15 protein-coding genes are annotated in these 17,750 nt (G+C 63.2%); 2 read left to right on the forward strand and 13 right to left on the reverse strand.

Going from position 1 to position 17,750, the window contains the following annotated elements:
• The first annotated feature begins 51 nt into the window (after positions 1-51).
• Complete coding sequence (locus Q7J58_RS07510) at positions 52-990, forward strand: DMT family transporter (protein ID WP_304825737.1); 939 nt, start codon at positions 52-54, stop codon at positions 988-990.
• Positions 991-1,000: 10 nt separating this feature from the next.
• Here Q7J58_RS07510 and Q7J58_RS07515 read toward each other — a convergent pair whose 3' ends face one another.
• The 13 genes from Q7J58_RS07515 to Q7J58_RS07575 form a co-directional block, all read right to left on the reverse strand.
• On the reverse strand, positions 1,001-1,573 hold the full coding sequence (locus tag Q7J58_RS07515) for a chromate transporter (RefSeq protein WP_304825634.1): 573 nt from the start codon (positions 1,571-1,573) through the stop codon (positions 1,001-1,003).
• The gene (locus Q7J58_RS07520) at positions 1,563-2,180 is read right to left on the reverse strand and encodes a chromate transporter (RefSeq protein ID WP_304825636.1); all 618 of its coding nucleotides are present in this window, start codon (positions 2,178-2,180) and stop codon (positions 1,563-1,565) included. The genes Q7J58_RS07515 and Q7J58_RS07520 overlap by 11 nt, the downstream gene beginning before the upstream one ends.
• A gap of 33 nt (positions 2,181-2,213) precedes the next feature.
• Positions 2,214-4,244, reverse strand: a complete 2,031-nt coding sequence (locus Q7J58_RS07525; RefSeq protein WP_304825638.1) for a 4-oxalomesaconate tautomerase — start codon at positions 4,242-4,244, stop codon at positions 2,214-2,216.
• Positions 4,245-4,375: 131 nt separating this feature from the next.
• A complete protein-coding gene (locus tag Q7J58_RS07530) occupies positions 4,376-5,416 on the reverse strand; it encodes a porin (RefSeq protein ID WP_304825641.1) in 1,041 nt (346 codons plus the stop codon).
• The gene (locus tag Q7J58_RS07535) at positions 5,416-6,378 is read right to left on the reverse strand and encodes a LysR substrate-binding domain-containing protein (protein ID WP_304825644.1); all 963 of its coding nucleotides are present in this window, start codon (positions 6,376-6,378) and stop codon (positions 5,416-5,418) included. The genes Q7J58_RS07530 and Q7J58_RS07535 overlap by 1 nt, the downstream gene beginning before the upstream one ends.
• Positions 6,379-6,452: 74 nt before the next feature.
• The gene (gene tcuB / locus Q7J58_RS07540; protein ID WP_304825648.1) at positions 6,453-7,625 is read right to left on the reverse strand and encodes a tricarballylate utilization 4Fe-4S protein TcuB; all 1,173 of its coding nucleotides are present in this window, start codon (positions 7,623-7,625) and stop codon (positions 6,453-6,455) included.
• A complete protein-coding gene (tcuA, locus tag Q7J58_RS07545; protein WP_304825650.1) occupies positions 7,612-9,048 on the reverse strand; it encodes an FAD-dependent tricarballylate dehydrogenase TcuA in 1,437 nt (478 codons plus the stop codon). Before tcuA ends, tcuB begins: the two co-directional genes overlap by 14 nt.
• A 6-nt stretch (positions 9,049-9,054) precedes the next feature.
• Positions 9,055-10,407, reverse strand: a complete 1,353-nt coding sequence (gene pcaB, locus Q7J58_RS07550) for a 3-carboxy-cis,cis-muconate cycloisomerase (RefSeq protein ID WP_304825652.1) — start codon at positions 10,405-10,407, stop codon at positions 9,055-9,057.
• A 26-nt stretch (positions 10,408-10,433) separates the two neighbouring features.
• Complete coding sequence (locus Q7J58_RS07555) at positions 10,434-11,255, reverse strand: CoA ester lyase (protein ID WP_304825655.1); 822 nt, start codon at positions 11,253-11,255, stop codon at positions 10,434-10,436.
• On the reverse strand, positions 11,252-12,433 hold the full coding sequence (locus Q7J58_RS07560; RefSeq protein ID WP_304825656.1) for a CaiB/BaiF CoA-transferase family protein: 1,182 nt from the start codon (positions 12,431-12,433) through the stop codon (positions 11,252-11,254). Before Q7J58_RS07560 ends, Q7J58_RS07555 begins: the two co-directional genes overlap by 4 nt.
• 10 nt (positions 12,434-12,443) lie before the next feature.
• Positions 12,444-13,301: a MaoC family dehydratase N-terminal domain-containing protein gene (locus tag Q7J58_RS07565; protein WP_304825658.1), complete on the reverse strand. Its 858-nt coding sequence runs from the start codon at positions 13,299-13,301 to the stop codon at positions 12,444-12,446.
• 51 nt (positions 13,302-13,352) lie between these two features.
• On the reverse strand, positions 13,353-15,368 hold the full coding sequence (locus tag Q7J58_RS07570; protein ID WP_304825661.1) for a tripartite tricarboxylate transporter permease: 2,016 nt from the start codon (positions 15,366-15,368) through the stop codon (positions 13,353-13,355).
• A gap of 126 nt (positions 15,369-15,494) precedes the next feature.
• Entirely contained in the window at positions 15,495-16,607 is a 1,113-nt protein-coding gene (locus tag Q7J58_RS07575) for a tripartite tricarboxylate transporter substrate-binding protein (protein WP_304825663.1), read from the reverse strand.
• A gap of 182 nt (positions 16,608-16,789) precedes the next feature.
• Between Q7J58_RS07575 and Q7J58_RS07580 the strand changes: the two genes are divergently transcribed.
• Positions 16,790-17,725: a LysR family transcriptional regulator gene (locus Q7J58_RS07580; protein ID WP_304825666.1), complete on the forward strand. Its 936-nt coding sequence runs from the start codon at positions 16,790-16,792 to the stop codon at positions 17,723-17,725.
• The last annotated feature ends 25 nt before the right edge of the window (positions 17,726-17,750 follow it).

Below are 17,750 nucleotides of genomic sequence, written 5' to 3' on the forward strand. Positions count from 1 at the left end.
CCGCAGCCCCTGACCACAGGGGGGCTTGGCGCGGTTGTTACAGTGCAGGCCATGCCGCACACCGCCTCCGCCCGCCTCACGCCCGCCACCGTCGCCCTGCTGGTGATTCCACCGCTCATGTGGGCCGGCAATGCCGTGGTGGGCCGGATGATGCAGGGCGTGTTGCCGCCCATCACCTTCAACCTGCTGCGCTGGTCGCTGGCGCTGCTGATCTTGCTGCCCGTGGCGGGCTGGGTGTTGCGCCCCGGCAGCCCGCTGTGGCCGCACTGGCGGCGCTTTGCGCTGCTCGGTCTGCTGGGCGTGGGGCTGTACAACGCGCTGCAATACATGGCTTTGAAAACCTCCACACCGCTCAACGTCACGCTGGTGGCCTCCAGCACACCGGTGTGGATGCTGTTGCTGGGGCGGCTGTTTTACGGCGTGTCCGTTTCCCGCCGTGCCGCGCTGGGTGCAGCGCTGTCGCTCGCGGGCGTGGCCACGGTGCTGTCGCGTGGCGAACTGGCGCAGCTGCAGGCGGTGCAACTGGTGCCCGGCGACGGCTGGATGCTGCTGGCCGCACTGGTCTGGGCATGGTACAGCTGGCTGCTGGCCAAACCCAAACCAGGCAGCGAGCCCGCCGCCATCAAGGCCGACTGGGCCGCTTTTTTGCTGGCACAGATGGCCATGGGTGTGGTGTGGTCCAGCACCATGGTGGCGGTCGAATGGAGCCTGTTGCCCACCCTGCCGGCTGGGCAACACCACATCCAGTGGGGCTGGCCGCTGGCTGGCGCCCTCTTGTTTGTGGCCATCGGCCCGTCGCTGCTGGCCTACCGCTGCTGGGGCGCCGGTGTGGGCCGCGTCGGGCCGTCCATTGCCAGCTTTTTCACCAACCTCACGCCGCTGTTTGCTGCGCTCATGTCGGCCACGCTGCTGGGTGACATGCCCCGGCTGTACCACGCGGCGGGGTTTGCGCTGATTGTGGGCGGGATTGTGGTGAGCTCGCGGCGCTGAACAATCAAGCTCATACCCAACCGAGCGCTCCCAGCGCAGCCCCGGCCAAGAGGACCCATAGCAAGTGCACTTTTGTGCGCCACAGCAGCACCAGTGCCCCTGCACCCACGAACCAGAACGTCCAAGGCGTCTGCGGGTTCACGCTGGGTGCCATGAGGAGCCATGCCGTGGACATGAGCAGCGCGACCACCAGCGGCGTCATGCCTTGCTTGAAGGCCCTGACGCCATAGTGCGCCTGGTTGCGCTGTGCCCAACGCGTGGCCCACAGTGTGAGCAACGAACTGGGGAGCACGATACCCAGCAGGCACAACAAAGAGCCCAACAAGGCCCAGTGGACACCGCCCGCATTGATGCCAACATGCCACCCCATCAGCGCCACGAACAACACATTCGGGCCCGGCGCGATTTGCGCCAACGCCACCGATGAAGTGAACTGTGCGTCACTCAGCCAGGCTTGCTGGACCACCAGGTAGCGGTGCATGCCCGGTACCACACTGATACCGCCACCCACAGCCAACAAAGACAGGCCCATGAAATGCACAAACAAACTGACCCAATCCAGGGTTGACAGTTCAACGTTCATCTGCCCCCCCTTTGGCCAACGCTGTCGCAACAAGGCACCGGTAAGTCCACAGGCAAGAAGCGCCACCCACCAGCAGCAACACCCACAGAAGTGGCCATTTGAGCAACACAACACAGATTACCGTGGCCAGGCCCGCCAAGGCACAGAAAATTCGCCCCCCGGGGTGCGTGCCCAGCGCGGGTATGAGCTTGAACGCCGTGGTCATGATCAGCGCGGCCACAACCAAGCCCATGCCCCGCAGTGCGCCCTGAACCTGAGGCAAATGGCTCAGGCTCATGAACCCGATGGCGAGCACCACAACAATGACAAAGGGAAAAACGAACAAGCCCGCTACCGACACCAACGCACCGCGTGAGCCCATGAATCGGTCCCCAAGCATGACCGCGAGATTGGCCACATTCGGCCCGGGGAGAATTTGCGCAACCGCCCAATCCTCCAGAAAACCCTGCCGGGAGAGCCAGCGTTTTCGTTCCACCAACTCACGCTGGGTAATGGCCATGACCCCACCAAAGCCCTGCAGGGCCAGCAGGCTGAAAGACCAGAACAGGTCCCAGAGCGTATTTGGAGGAGCCAGAGGCTCGGTACTGATGGAAGATATTTTGGTCATTGGCTTGCGACTGATCGCTCGTTTCTTTGGTCTTCAATCAAAGCTCATGTCGGGGCGCAAACCGGCTTGGCGCGCCACCCCTTGCCAGCGCTCGGCCTCTGCCATCAACAAATCGTGCAGTTGACCCGGTGTCGAGGACTGCACCTGGGCACCGTCTGCCTCCATCCGGGCCCCGATATCGGGGTCTTTCAACACATCATTGAGCGCGGTGTTGAGCTGGCGAACCACCGAAGGAGCCGTCTTGGCAGGCGCAAACAAGGCGTACCACTGGGTCATCTCAACCCCGGATACCCCCGCTTGCGTCAGCGTTGGGGTTTCGGGCATAGCCACCAGGCGCGCGGGGCCGGCCACCGCCAGAGCCTTGAGCCGACCACTGCGAAGATAAGGCTGAGCCGTGAACAAGCTGGGGAACATCAGGTGCACCAGGCCACCCGCCACGTCTGCAATGGCCGGTGCAGCCCCCGAGTAATCCACGCGTTTCAACTGCACACCGGTTTGCAAGCAGAACAGTTCTGCCGCGAAATGCGGCACAGTCCCCTCGCCGGCTGAGGCATAGCTCAGACGCCCGGGCGATTCACGAATCAGACGAACGAGTTCTTGCACGTTTGCTACCGGGAGCGACGCCGGCACCACGAGCAACGTCGGCGAGTAGCCAATCAAGCCGATGGGCGAGAAGTCTGCCATCGGGTCATAGCGAAGTTTCTGAAGGGCCGGATTGATGGCGTGCGTGGCTATGTAGCCGAACATCAGCGTGTGACCGTCGGGCTGTGCTGCAGCCACGTACTCGCATGCAATGCTGCCGTTGGCACCTGCTCGGTTGTCCACCACCACGGATTGCCCCAGCAAGGGCCCCAGCTTGCGCGTGAGCGTACGCGCCATGGTGTCGTTGCCACCGCCCGCACTGGTGGGCACGATCACATGCACCTCGCGCTGCGGAAATTGACGGTGCGTTTGCGCTTCGGGCGCTCCGGCACCCTCTTTGAGGCTCGGCGGGAACACGTAACCCGGCAAATGCAGCAAGCCCTGCATGATCTTTCGTGCGGTACGAACGAGGGCCGCACTCTGCACGGAAGCACCCTCCCCTTCCCCTTGAAGCACCACCTCCACGTCGATTTGACCGGCTGGATGCAACACAACCAGCGGATGAAGACCCGCTGGCCGAGCCGCGCCACTGGCCACGGTACCTGGCAATGCGAACGCTGTGGCCACACCAATGGCGCCTGTGACCGCGTGAGATGCGTGGCATTTGTGTGGTGTGAAGTAGCGAGAAGTGATGCTGTTGGGCGCATCGCCAGCGCTCACCAGCACCGGTTTGGGTATCACACTGCCTGAAACGTCACCCAGACCCATGCGCTGGCCCGCAAGCAGGCGCAGCGCCTCAATGCGCGCTAGGAGCCCCGTATTCGCGTCAAGCTCAGCGGGACGTTCCCGGCCAGTGAGGCCAATATCACTGGCTCGAAGCACCATGATCGGCATCGCAGCGTCAATGCAGGTGACCTCCAGGCCATCGATGCAGTCGATGCGCTGGCCGGTGGGGAATAGTTTCCCGGTGACCGCACCCCATGCATCCAGGAAGTTCAGCAGAACAGGTGCCGAGGTGCCCGCCACCCCGTCGATGCGGGCATCGCCCTCATAGGTCACCTTGCCGCCAGGAGTGCACACCGTCACCTCAATCTGGGAGCCTGTGTTCACGTTGAAAATGCGCACCGTGGTCTTGCCATCCTGTGCCGTGATCAGCCCTTGATCTATCGCAAACGGTGCCACGCCCGAGAGCATGTTGCCGCAGTTGGGCCGCGTGTCCACCGACTGGTGCCCTACACCCACCTGGGCGAACAGGTAGTCGAGATCGCAGTCGCTGCGGGTGGAACGCGACACGATGGCCACCTTGCTGTTGAGCGTACTGCCGCCGCCCAAGCCATCCAGCTGAAGGGGGTCGGAAGCCCCAATGGCACCGATCAGCGCTTGGTTCCGAGCCTCATCGCCCTCGGGCAACCAGTCCCGCAAAAAGAATGGACCCCGCGAAGTACCTGCTCGCATGAGTACGCAGGGTATGGACAAGGGCATATAAAAACTCCAGTGAACAACCAACCGTCAGGCCACGAGGCTGACTGCACGACAGCTGACCGGTTCAGATGAGCGACAACTAAAAAAGGGAGCCTTTTGTGAAAGCTCCCAACCTTGAAAAAAGCGTTGTGTCAGAAGTTGTGGCGCAGCCCCACCATGCTGGCGTTGACGTCTGTGGCCGTCTTGCCTTTGCCGTTGCGTGTGTGGGCAGCGTAGATCATGGTGCGCTTGGACAGAGGGTAGCGACCTTCCAGCAACAGGTTGGTGTCTTTGTTGTCGGTATCACGTGCCACATCGGCAATCAGCAGGACAGGACCGGCATTCATCGATCCACCCAAGGTGAAGCCTTTGCCTCTTCCGGCTTCGGTCACATCGTGATAGCTGGCAGCCAGCTTGGCTGTGCCGAAACTGTAGGCAACACCGATGACCTGATTGCTGCCCTTGTTGCTCAGTTTGTTGTAAGACAACCCACCCGACAACGGCCCATTCTTGTAAACAACGTTCAAATCCATCTTGCTCACGCCCGCATTGTCGGCCTTGAGAATATGCCCAATCGTGACCGTAAAACCACCCAAATTGGGTGATGTGTAGCTGATCTCATTGCTGTTGCGAGCGTTCAGGCCGGCGTACTGAAACTGGCTGCTCACCACGTTGTAATTTGCCGCGCTGGTGAGCTCCCAGGCTCTCACACCCCAGTAGCTTGGCGTCAAGGTCCGCCCCAATTTCACAGCACCGAATCCACCACTCAGGGAGATGTTGGAAGCACGCACAAAACCCGCACTGCCGGTACCGTCCGTCGCATCCAACTGGGCTTCAAGATTGAACGAGGCCTTCAATCCACCACCGAGGTCTTCGCTACCACGCACACCCCAGCGGCTGCTGCCGTTGGTGAGCGGCGAACCACCTGCAAGCTCAACGGACTTTCCCGTGACTTTGGCCAAAGAGATATCAACCACACCATAAAGTGCAACAGAGGACTGGGCCTGAGCAACGCCTGACGCACCCAGCGATGCAAATGCGGCCAGAACAACGGATGTTTTTTTCATACAGAAGGTCTCCAAAAAATAATGGGCTGAAAAACACCGAATGGCAGACAACTGCCCGGCGCGGTGCGTGCCGATTCTGTTCAGGTGGTGCGCAGAAGAAAAGCAATCATTCGGCACGGAGTCCATCACTTTTCAAGAAGGCAACTCATCTGCCGCTCGGCATGGCCGGCTGAAGAGCGGTCCAGCAGATGGGCCAGCAACTTGCGCGCGGGCAGCGACAAGGTTTCAGCAGATCGAACGCAAATCACGAACTGCTGCTGAGCCCAGGCATCGCTCAAGGGAATCAATCGCACGCCCAACTCGCGCGCATGGTTTCGCGCCGCCTCGATGGGCAGTATCGACACCGCGTGAGACCCTCTCAACAACCGCAGGGCCGCGTAATAGCTTGCGACCTGGATGCGGCAGGTGGGATCGCAACCCAGTGCGGCCGCCTTCTTCTGCATCAGGGCCTGCATGGAGTCGCCCTGTTGAGGATCGCAGGTGAGGCCGATGCGGTCGTATTGCAGGGTTTGCTCGAACCAGAGCTCCGGAAACCGGGCCAGCGGATGCCCAGGGTCCATGGCGACTGCGAAGTGGTCGTAGCGGTAGGGGAAGGATTCCAGGCCTTGCAGGTCCAGGAAGGCCCGGCTGATGCCGATGTCGGCGGCACCGTCTTCGATGCCACGCACCACGTCGGCGCTGCGGCGCTCTTCCAGGCTGATCGCGATGTCGGGATTCGCCTGGACAAAGGCCTGGATTTCCTCCGGCACAAACTCGGCCAATGACGACATGTTGACCAGCAGGCGCACATGACCGCGCAGACCATCGCTGTAGTCGGAGAGCTCCGCCTGCAGTTCGCGCATGCTGCGCAGGATCTGGCGCGCATGGCGCAACAACGCGATGCCGGCGGCCGTGGGCTGTACGCCGCGTTGCCCCCGATGCAGCAGCGGGGTTCCGACCCAATACTCCATCTCGGCCACGCGCTTGCTGATGGCCGACGCTGTGATGCACTCCCGCTCGGCTGCGGCCGCGATGGTCCCTTGATCGCACACCGTCACGAACAGCCGCAAGCTCACCGGGTCCACGCGTCCGTTCAGGCCGGTGCTCACTGGACCACCCTCCGTGCTGCGCTCTGCGGGGCTGAGCGCCTTCGGAACGGCCGGGCGGCGCTCATGCCATCACCTCATTCGTCGCCCAGCGCCAGCGAACTGGGCTGGCGCTTTTCCACGGCGTAGCGCAACAACGATGCACTGCGGAAAATGCCGTGAGCGAACTTGCCATAGGGCAAGGTCGCGAACAGCGCCATCACGACACCCAGGTGCAGCGCCAGCATCAGGGCCAGGGCATCGGTGCCACGCAGCCACCACAGCAACAGCCCGGTCAGGCTGGTGAGGAACAGGAGTGCAATGAAACCGTAGTCCATGGGTTTCTGGGCAGCGTCGCCGTGCAGCGGGTGTCGCGACCATTTCAGGCGAAACAGACCGGCCGTCCCGAGCAACAGGCTCACCCCGCCCACAGCACCCAGGATCTTGGGCAGGCTGGGCAGGTCGTAAGGGGCTTCCCAGCCAAACACGTAGTGGTACACCGTGGCCAGACTGGTGGCGGCAAAACACAGCATGAAACCGTAGAAGGTCAGGTGGTGGGCACGTCGGCGCAACAAGGAGTAGGCATCGTCCTCGTTGTGACAACCTTCCCCGTGACCACCGTCCAGGTACTTGAGCGTCATCACATCGTGCGCAGCCTTTGCTGCATCACCACCGCCCACCGCCTGCCCCGTCGTCGCGGGCGACACATCGCGCAGGAAGCGCGTGACGCCGATGCCCAGCGCCAGCACAGCCCAGAGAAACACGGGCGCGAACATCAACACCAGCAGGTTGTGCGGGAACAGGTTGTAGAAATTGCCACCCAGGTCACCTCCCCACAGGGTACCGTTCAGCGCCAGGGCCAGCACCAGGAACAGCGCCAGTCCACCGGCCAGCGCGAGCGACACGGTCAGACCATTGCGCTCATACAGCGCACCCAGCGGTTGCGGCCAGGCATAGGCCACATAGGTTTCACCCCGCACCTTCGCCATGGCCTGCGGCACATTGACCGCGAACTCGTGTGGCGGGGCGTACTGGCAGGCGTGCAGGCAGGCGCCGCAGTTGTGGCACAGGTTGGCCAGGTAGTGGATATCGGCCGGGCCAAACTCGAGCCGGCGCGTCATGGCCGGGAATACCGCGCAAAAGCCTTCGCAGTAGCGGCAGGCGTTGCAGATGGCCATCTGCCGCGTCACCTCGTCCACCGCAGCCGACGAACCGTCCGCCCCGGAAGCAAGCGACCGAGCGTCTTGCACCAGTGAGTCAAGCGACAACATGCCGACCCTCCTTGAGGCTCATCGCCGAGCGAGCAGCTTCGGTACCGGCAATGCGCCCGAAGGCCGTACCAATGGACATGCCCACGCCGGCGGTGTAGCCCTTGCCCAGCACGTTGCCGGCCATCATCTCGCCCGCGACGAACAGGTTGGGGCTGGGTACATCACCGAAGCGCACAGCGGCGGTTTCATCGGTCTTCAGACCCAGGTAGGTGAACGTCACCCCGGGCTTGAGCGCATAGGCGTAGAACGGGGCCGTGTCGATCGGGCGTGCCCAGTGGGTCTTCGCGGGTGCAACGCCTTCGGTGTGGCAATCGTCCAGCGCGGTGTGGTCAAACGTCCCGACGCGGCAGGCGTTGTTGTAATCGGTCAAGGTTTGCATGAAGGTGTCTTTGTCCAGGCCCAGTTGCCCGGCCAACTCGGGCAGCGTGTTGGCCTTCACACCGGGGAAGACCGGTGGCATGAAGCGGCCAATGGCCTTGGCGTCGATGATGGAATAGCCCACTTGCCCGGGCTGCTGCGCCACCAGGCGACCCCAGATGGCATAGCGCTTGGGCCAGAAGTCTTCGCCCTCGTCGTAGAAGCGACGCGCATCGCGGTTGACCACCACGCCCAGCGAGACGCAGTCGATGCGGGTGCAGATGCCACCGTCGTAGAGCGGTGCGCGTGCGTCGATGGCGACCATGTGCGCCTGGGTCGGGTCGCCGATCGCATCGGCCCCGTGGTCGTCGAGCAGATGGCGCAGCAGCACGCCCTGGTTGAAGCGGGTACCACGGATCAGGAAGTTGTCGGACGGCGTCTCGCCGCGCTGATTGGTGCCCCAGGCTTCGCGCAGCCATTCGCGGTTGGACTCGAAGCCTCCTGCTGCCAGCACACAACTGCGTGCGGTGATGCGCTCGGTGCCCACGTACGCGGCAACAAAATGGCCGTCGCGCAGTTCCAGCCGGTCCACCGGTGCCTCATACCGGACCTGAACCCCCAGGCGCTCGGCGCTGCGGTAATAGGCGTTGACCAAGGCCTTGCCACCCCCCATGAAGAAGGCGTTGGTGCGGGCCGTGTGCAGCGCGCCCGAGAGCGACGGCTGGAAATGCACGCCGTGGCTGCGCATCCAGGGGCGACAGGTGCTCGAATCGCGGATCACGCGGCGCGCCAGCATCTCATTGGTCAGGCCACCGGTGACCTTGAGCAGGTCTTGCCAGAACTCTTCTTCCGGATACGCGTCCACCAGCACGTCTTGCGGGGCGTCGTGCATGCAGCGCAGGTTGCGGGTGTGGGCCGAGTTGCCGCCGCGCCATTCTTTGGGCGCGGATTCCAGCAGCAGGACGCTGGCCCCGGCCTCGCGCGCCATCAGGGCGGCGCAGAGCGCGGCGTTGCCACCGCCGATCACCAGCACATCGACCGCAGGTTGTTCGTCAGTTCTCGACATGGTGTTTCAGCGCCCCTGGCGAGCGGCCAGCACACGGTCCACCATCACACCGGCCTGGCCCAGGTGGTTCTCCGGGTTGCACAAGGCTTCGAGCTGAGTCCGGTTGACGTGGCGGTTGATTTCCGGGTGTGCTTCGAGGATGTCAATCAGCGGCCGGTTTTCGGCCAGCGCCTGGCGGCACAGGTCGTACACCAGGTCGTGAGCGTATTCGCGGCCCAGGTAGGGGCCCAGGCCCATCATCACGGCTTCCGACATGACCAACCCGTGGGTGATGTCCATGTTGGCGCGCATGCGCGTGGCGTCCACCTCCAGGCCTTGCAGCACGAACTTGGTCTGCTTCAGCGCACCCGACATGAGGCAGAAGATCTCGGGCAGTGACACCCATTCGATTTCCCAGGGACCTGTGGAACGTTCGTGGTCAGCCACCATCGCATCCATCAGGGCAGCAGCATGCTGGCGCGCCACCGAAATGTTGGCGTGGATGTAGAGGCAGGAAATCGGGTTGCGCTTCTGCGGCATCGTGCTTGATGAGCCGCGACCGGGAGCAAAGGGTTCGAACACCTCGCCCACCTCGGTCTGCATCATCAACTTCACGTCCATGGCGATCTTGCCCAGCGACCCGCCCACCAAGCCGAGGAAGGCCCCCACCTCGGCAATGGTGTCGCGCACGGTGTGCCAGGAGATCAGGGGTTGCGCCAGGCCAAGCTCTTTCATGAGCGCCGCCTGGGTTTCCATCGCACCCTTTTCCAGCGACGACAGCGTGCCCGAAGCACCACCAAACTCACCCATGAGGACGCGAGGCTTGAGTTGCTGCAGGCGTTCGCGATGGCGTTCGATGCCGGCCAGGATGCTGGCCATCTTGTAGCCGAAGGTGATCGGCGTGGCCTGCTGCAGGTTGGAGCGCCCGATGACGGCGGTATCGCGGTACTTCTGTGCCAGCGTCGCCAGTGCGTCGGATATGTCCTTGAGGTCCTGCTCGACCAGTGCCAGGCCTTCGCGCATCTGCAGCACCGCGGCGGTGTCGGTGATGTCCTGCGTGGTCGCACCCCAGTGGCAGTACTCACCGAGCCGGTCGCGGCAGTTGGCGTTGATCTGATTGACCACCGCGATGATCGGATAGCCGATCTGCTCGGTCTTGGCCTTGAGCTGGTCCCAGTCGATCATGGACAGCTCACAGTGCTGGACGATCTCGTCGGCGGCTTCCTGGGGGATGATGCCCAGTTCGCCTTGGACCTTGGCCAGGGCACGCTCGATGTCCAGGTACTTGGCGGTCCGGTTCTCGTCCGACCAGACTTGGCGCATGCGGCTGTCGCTGAAAATGTCGCCGAAGATGCGTGAGTCGATGATGGTGGCAGCCATGGTGATCCTCAAAAAGTACTGGGGGTTCAGAAAGGTAGGCCCGCCAGGGCCAGAATGCGTTGGGCGCGCAGCACCACGGGCTTGTCGACCATGCGGCCGTCGACCTGTATGGCCCCCTGGTCACTCGCGGTCTGCCAGGCACTGTTCACACGGGATGCCCATGCCAGCGTCTGGGCATCGGGTCGCAAGGCTTCGCGCACCACACCCACTTGCGTCGGGTGGATGCAAAGCTTCGCGGCGAAGCCCAGGGCGCGGGCGTGCAGGATGTCGGCATTCACGCGCTCGATGGCCAGTTCGGGGGTGACCCCAGCCACCGGTGACGGCAGCTCGGCGGCACGCGAGGCCATGGCAATGGCCGTGGCGGCCGCATCGAGCGCGAAGCCGGGACCGGGCAGGTCGAGGTCCAGCAGGTAGTCGATGGAGCCGAAGGCCAGGCGCGACACATGGTGCGCACGGGCGATGTCGTTCAGGCCCATCACGCCACGCACGGTCTCGATCAGGGGCAACACCTGAGCGCTGTGTGCCATCCGCGCATGAACCGCAGCGACCTGAACCGCTGACTCGCATTTGGACAACATCACCTCGCCAACCGGTTGGGCCGACAGCCACTCCAGATCGTCCGCGTGCCAGGGACTCAGGGCATCATTGAGGCGCACGAGGATGGCGTCGAGCGCGGCTTTGTCCAGCGTAGCGAGCCAGACGCCGATGGCTTTGCGGGCCTGCGGCTTGTCGGCGGGCAACACCGCGTCCTCCAGATCAAGAATGACCCGGTCCGCACCACTGGCGAGCGCCTTCGCAAAACGCTCAGGCCGGTTGCCCGGCACAAACAGGTAGGTGGTCGGTATCACACAGCCCCCTCTTCGCGCAAGGCCTGAAGCTGCGTGGCGCTGTAGCCGAGTCCGCTCAGGATGCTGTCGGTGTGCTGACCCAGTGCGGGCACGGCGTCCATGCGCGGTGCACCTTGGCTCCAGGAACCCGGTGGCAACAGGGCCGGCACCGTACCGACCGAGGTGTCCACCTGGGTCCAGCGCTGGCGCGCCTGCAACTGTGGGTGTGCCCAGACCTCGGCCATGGTGTTCACCTGGGCGTTGGCGATCTGCGCCGTTTCCAGACGCTGCACCACGTCGGCGGCGCTGAGGCCGGCAAAGGCGTTCACGATGATGTCGTAGAGCGCTGCGCGTGCGGCCACGCGCAGCGGGTTGCTCGCGAAGCGCTCGTCCGTGGCCAGCGCGGGCTGCAACAGCACCTGTTCGCAAAAGGCCTTCCACTCGCGTTCGTTCTGCAAGCCCAGCATCACGGTCTTGCCATCCCCGGCGGGGAAGGGGCCGTACGGGTAGATGGTGGCGTGGCTGGCGCCGGTGCGCTTGGGCGGTGCCGCGCCGTCGATGCTGTAGTACAGCGGATAGCCCATCCACTCGGTCAGGGATTCCAGCATCGAGATGTCGATGTGCTGGCCCTTCCCCGTCTGCTGGCGGTGCAGCAGCGCGGCCAGGATGTTGGTGTACGCGTACATGCCGGCGGCGATGTCGGCAATCGACGGTCCGGCCTTGGACGGCGTGTCTTCGGTGCCGGTGACCGAGACGAAACCGGCCTCGCTCTGGATCAGCAAGTCATAAGCCTTCTTGTCGCGGTAAGGGCCACTGTCGCCATAACCCGAAATGTCGCAGACGATGATGCCCGGCTTGGCGGCGCTCAGGACTTCGTAAGAAAGGCCCAGGCGAGCGGCGGCACCGGGCGCGAGGTTCTGCACCACCACGTCGGCCTCTTCTTCAATGATGCGTTTCAGAATCGCCTGCGCCTCGGGGTGCTTGACGTCCAGCGTCAGGCTTTCCTTGCTGCGGTTGGTCCAGACAAAGTGCGAGGCGATGCCCCGCACGCGGGTGTCGTAGCCGCGCGCGAAATCGCCCACGCCGGGGCGCTCGATCTTGATCACGCGCGCACCCAGGTCGGCGAGTTGGCGGGTGGCGAACGGCGCCGCGATGGCGTGTTCGAGTGTGACGACGGTGATGCCTTGAAGCGGTTGCATGGTGTGTCCTTCAGCGCAACGTGGCCACGGCGTCCATGGTCAGCCAGCCCTCGTGGTCCTGGGCCCAGAGCTTCACCGTCTTGCCGTCGGCTTGCGGCGCGCCGTTGACACGAAAAGGGTGCAGGTCGAACGTGGGCCGCACCGCTTTGAAGCTGAAGCTCGCCACGTCAGCGCCCGGCAGGTGGCGGCGAATCTGGTCCATCAGCAGCGTGGCAATCAACGGGCCGTGCACGATCAGGCCGGGGTAGCCTTCGACCTGGGTCACGTACTGGCGGTCGTAGTGGATGCGGTGGCCGTTGAACGTGAGCGCGCTGTAACGGAACAGCAGCACGTCGTCCGGCACGATCTCCAGCTGCCACGGCGCACCGGTGGGCGCAGCCACCGGCGGCGGCTCCACATCGCTCGCCTGTTTGGCCTCCCGGTAAACGATGTCGTGAAATTCGAAGACGGCGGGATCGGGCGCCCCGTTGCACCGCAGTTCGTGGCGCACCTTCACGAACACCAGCTTGCCTGTCCGCCCCGCCTTCTCGGTGACGTTGGCGATGGTCGAAGTGCGCTGCAACTCGTCGCCCACATGGACCGGCGAACGGAACTCGAACTGGCTGCCCGCCCACATGCGGCGTGGCAAAGGCACCGGCGGCAGAAAGCCGCCACGCTTGGCGTGACCATCGGCACCAATCTCGCTCTGGCGGTGCAAGGGCAGGAAGTACAGCCAGTGCCACAGCGGCGGCAGCGGGGTGCCGCTGGTCACCGCCATGTCGGGGTGGTCCAGGGTGGCGTTCAGGGCTTTGACCGGCGTGGCGCCAATGAAGTCGTTCAGGATTTCCTGACGACCGATCCAGTCGGTCAGCGGGTTGGGAATGGACATGTCAGCTCCTGATTGGGCTTTGAGACAGTGGGGGAGATTGACGCCTGTGCATCACTTCAGCGGCCAGGGGAGCTCGACAAAGCGTTGCAGGACACCCGCCGGGAAGTCCAGCGTGAGAAAGTGACCCAGGGTGACCATGAAGCCGATGCACGTCCCCGCATACACCAGGCTCTTGATCCAGCCGATCGTGGTGCGGGTGACAAGGAAGGCAGAGATAAAGATCGCCAGCGACAGAATGAAACCGATCAGCGCCGTCATCCCGAACAGGAAGGCGAACCACCCCACCGAGGGCCAGACGCTGCTGCCGTCGTGGCTGTTGCCAACCCGCGCCGCGATCTCCTGGTCACAGTGGGTTGAGTGCCCGGGTGCACCACAGACGAGCTTCCAGACGATGAAGCCGGTGAAGAGCAACATCAGCGACGAGGTGGACAGCGGAAACACAGCCCCCAGAAACGACAGCGGGTAGCTGCTGGCCACGCCATAGACAAAGAGCGCCAGCACGATCACGGCAAACACCAGTTGGGGCATGCGCTCGGACCGTGTGCGGCCACCAGCGGGTTCGGTGGGTGCCTGCGCGCCCGACTGTGCGCCGTTGGCCACGGCGCCGTCTTCCGACACCCGGCTGCGCACCGCCATCAGCAAGGAAGCCACCGCCAGCGCCCCGATGATGAGCACGCCTGGCCGCTGCAGGAAGCCCCAGCCGTAGAACTGAAGCGCCTGATAGAGGTAGCTTTCCACCTGACCGGAGAGAACGAAACCGATCAGGAAGGCGGGTCGTGGCCAGCCAAAGCGACGCAAGAAAATGCCGAGGATGCCGATGGCAAACAGCACCAGCAGGTCCGTCAGATCGCGCCTGGCCTGAAACGCGGCAAAGCAGATCAGCATGATCATGGCGGGCGCGATCAGGTTGAACGGTACAAAGGTGAGGCGCGCAATGGGTGCGGCCAGCAAGAAACAGATGAAGGCGCCCACGATGCTGGCAATGGCCAGCGTCCAGGCGATGGTGTACGTCAGGTTCAGATCGGTGGTGACCATGTTGGGGCCGGGTTGCATGCCCAGCAACACCATGCCGCCCAGGAACACCGCCATGGACCCGGAACCTGGGATGCCGAACAACAAGGTCGGCATGAGCGCGCCGCCCTGCAGCGCGTTGTTGGCCGACTCGGGTGCGATGACACCGCGGATGTCGCCCTTGCCAAACTGGCTGCTGTCTTTGCTCGACTGCACCACGTGGCCGTAGGCGATCCAGTCGACCACGCCGCCCCCCAGACCGGGAATCGCGCCAATAAAGGTGCCCAGGGCAGAACAGCGCAACACGAGAAACCAGTGCTTGAACGTGTCTTTCACGCCCTGCAGCCAACCCGATCCCAGCGTGGCCTCCGAAGCAATGGGGCGGTGCCGGCGCATGAGTTCGGCCAGCTCGGGAATCGCAAACAGCCCCAGACCGATGATCACCAAGGGAATGCCGTCTTGCAGATAGTCCAGCTTGAGGTCAAAGCGGCTTTCGCCTGTGGCTGGGGCCGCACCGATGGCGCCAAACATGATGCCCAGGCCGCACGCAGCCACACCGCGCACGATGCTGGCACCCGCCAGCACCCCGACCACCGACAACCCAAGCACGGCGAACATGAAAAGCTCTGCGGTGGAGAACATCAGGATGAGCGGCTTGGCCACCACCACGAACCCGGTCAGGAGAATGGCCCCGAACACGCCCCCCATGAGGGAAGCCGAGAACGCCGCACTCAGCGCACGCGCTGCCTGACCCTTCTTGGCCAGCGGATAGCCATCCAGCACCGTCGCCTGACTGGCACTGGAGCCCGGTATGCCCATCAGCACCGACGTGAAGGTGTCACCGGTCGGTATCACGGCCACCATGCCCACCAGCATCGCGATGGCCGACACCGGGTCCATGCCGTAGATGAAAGGCATGAGCAAAGACATGCCGGCGATACCGCCCAGGCCGGGAAGAATGCCGACGCCAAGACCCACCACGATGCCCAGCAGCATGTAGGTCAGGTGCTGCAGGCTCATGAGGCCGACGAAGGCGCTCTGCATGGTTTCGAGCATGGATGTCTCCAGACATGACCGTCGAATGCGGCCTGTTTACACAAAAAAGCACGGGGAAGGGTTCACTCCACGTCGGCGCCAAGACAGCCGACGGGTCAGGAAACCCTGTGAGAGAAAAAGCCAGCGTCAGAAGGCGACGTTGTAGTTCTTGCTCAGGTGGTAGCGCACCCAGTCGCGCGCATGCGGAGCGATGGTGGTGGCCTCGCGAAACAGGGCGTCGCCCGCCTTGTCGGTCACCTGCTCATAGCCACCCAGCGCGTCTTCCTTGCCTGCCTGGTAGGCCGGGTCCTTGATCATCTTGCGCACCGCCTCGCGGTAGGCTTCCACAACTTCCTTCGATGTCCCTTTGGGCAGAACCAACAGCTTCTGCGCCGGGAAACCGGCAATCAGAAAAGCTTTGAAGGCCTCCCATTCGCCGCCCGAGGGTGCCTTGCCCGTGGCCAACTGGATGGCCTCGCCAATGTGCGGCAGGTCGGGGAAGGCGGGATCGCGAATGATGTTGCCGTTCTCGTCGGTCACGCCCCAGCTGAACAGCGGAACGGCCTTGCCTTCCTTCACCAGCGGCAGGGCGTTCTTGATGTAGGCCGAGCTGGTCTGGTAATCGATGTTGGCCTCGCCGCGCTCGAACGCCAGGCGGCCCTCGCCGCGGCTCTTCATGCCGAAGACATGCTGGACCTCCAGGCCCAGCAGCCGGAACCCCAGCAGAGGAACCAAGTCCAGCGAGGTGGCACCCTGGCTGCCATACACCAGCTTCTGGCCTTTGAGCTTGCCCAGATCTTTAGCCGATTTCACACCAAATTTTGAGCTGAGATAAGCCACACCCCCTGTGGGGGCTGCCATGACCATCTGCCAGTCCTTGTACTCGTAGCGCACCCGCGGGTCACCCAGCAGGTAGGGAAACTGGGTCGAACCGGAGGTGCCGAGCACACTGAGTCCGTCGGGCTTGGCGTTCGAGGCAAATTGGTTGGTACCCGTGATGGAGCCCCCACCCGGCACGTTTTTCACGACCACGTTGGGATTGCCCGGCAGGTACTTGGACAGGTAAGGCGCGTTGAAGCGCGCCCACACATCGGAGCCACCGCCAACACCAAAAGGGATGACAAATTCAACCGTCTTCCCGGCGAAGCTGACGTTCTGCGCCAGGGCTGCGCTGGGCAATCCCAACGCCACAAAGGCCAACGAGGCGCTCAGCGTCAGGGCAGTGGACGCAAAGGTCCGGCGGGTGGTGTTGGATGGCATGTCTTGTCTCCTATCTCTGCGTGTGAAATCCCGAACATCGTCGGCATGGTCGGCCCGCTGTCTGTCCCATGGATCATGTAGCAGGCTGGCGAGAATGATCGGTGACTAACTCAACCCTGTAAATTGCCGATTTCCGATGGATTGATCCAAAATACACATCAATCAAAAGGGAAACCACCAATATGAATTTCGACCTGAACGATCTTCTGGCCTTCCGAGCCGTGGCGGAACTGGGCAACTTCCGCAAAGCGGCCGAATCGGTACATATCTCGCAGCCGGCCTTCAGCCGCCGCGTTGACAAACTCGAACAAGCCCTCGGTGCGCGCTTGCTGGAACGCACCACGCGGCGCGTCAGCTTGACCGCAGTGGGTAGAGACTTTGACCGCCAGTTGCGCCCAATCCTGGATGCCTTGGACACAACGCTTCTGGGCATTCGCGGCGTAGCAGCAACCCGTATGGGCGAGGTCACCGTCGCGTGCGTGCCGTCTGCGGTGAACTACTTTTTGTCTGGCGTGATTGCGCTCTACCACCAGCGCTACCCCCGCATTCGCGTCAAGATCATTGATGACAGTGCCAACGAGGTGTTGCTCGCGGTCGCTCGCGGTGAGGCCGACTTCGGCCTGAACTTCATCGGATCGCAAGAAAACGACGTGGAATTCGAACCCTTGCTGGAAGAGCAATTCGTGGCAGCTTGTCGACGCGACCATCCCCTCGCGAAAATGAAACAAGTGCGTTGGGCTGAGCTGGCCAACTACGACTACATCTCGGTGGGCAAGGCCTCGGGCAACCGCCTGCTGCTGGACCAAGCGCTTGCGGGACTCACAGGCCAACCCCAAAGCATGTACGAAACACAACACGGCACCACAATGGTGGGTTTGGTGGAGGCAGGACTGGGCGTCGCCGCTGTGCCATCCATGGCCATGCCCGGATCCGACCACCCGCTGCTGGTCAGCGTCCCGCTCGTTGATCCCGTGGTCAAAAGAAAGATGGGGTTGATCAAACGCCGTTCCACGATGCTATCCCCTGCTGCCCAACAGCTCTATGACCTGTGTTCCGAACTGCAGGTGAAATATAAGCAGGAGCCCACCACCTCCAAGCAGAATCGTGGAACCTTGTGAGTGCACGCTGAAGATGTTGGCAGTG

This window comes from Hydrogenophaga sp., assembly GCF_030656115.1.
Lineage (GTDB): Bacteria > Pseudomonadota > Gammaproteobacteria > Burkholderiales > Burkholderiaceae_C > Hydrogenophaga.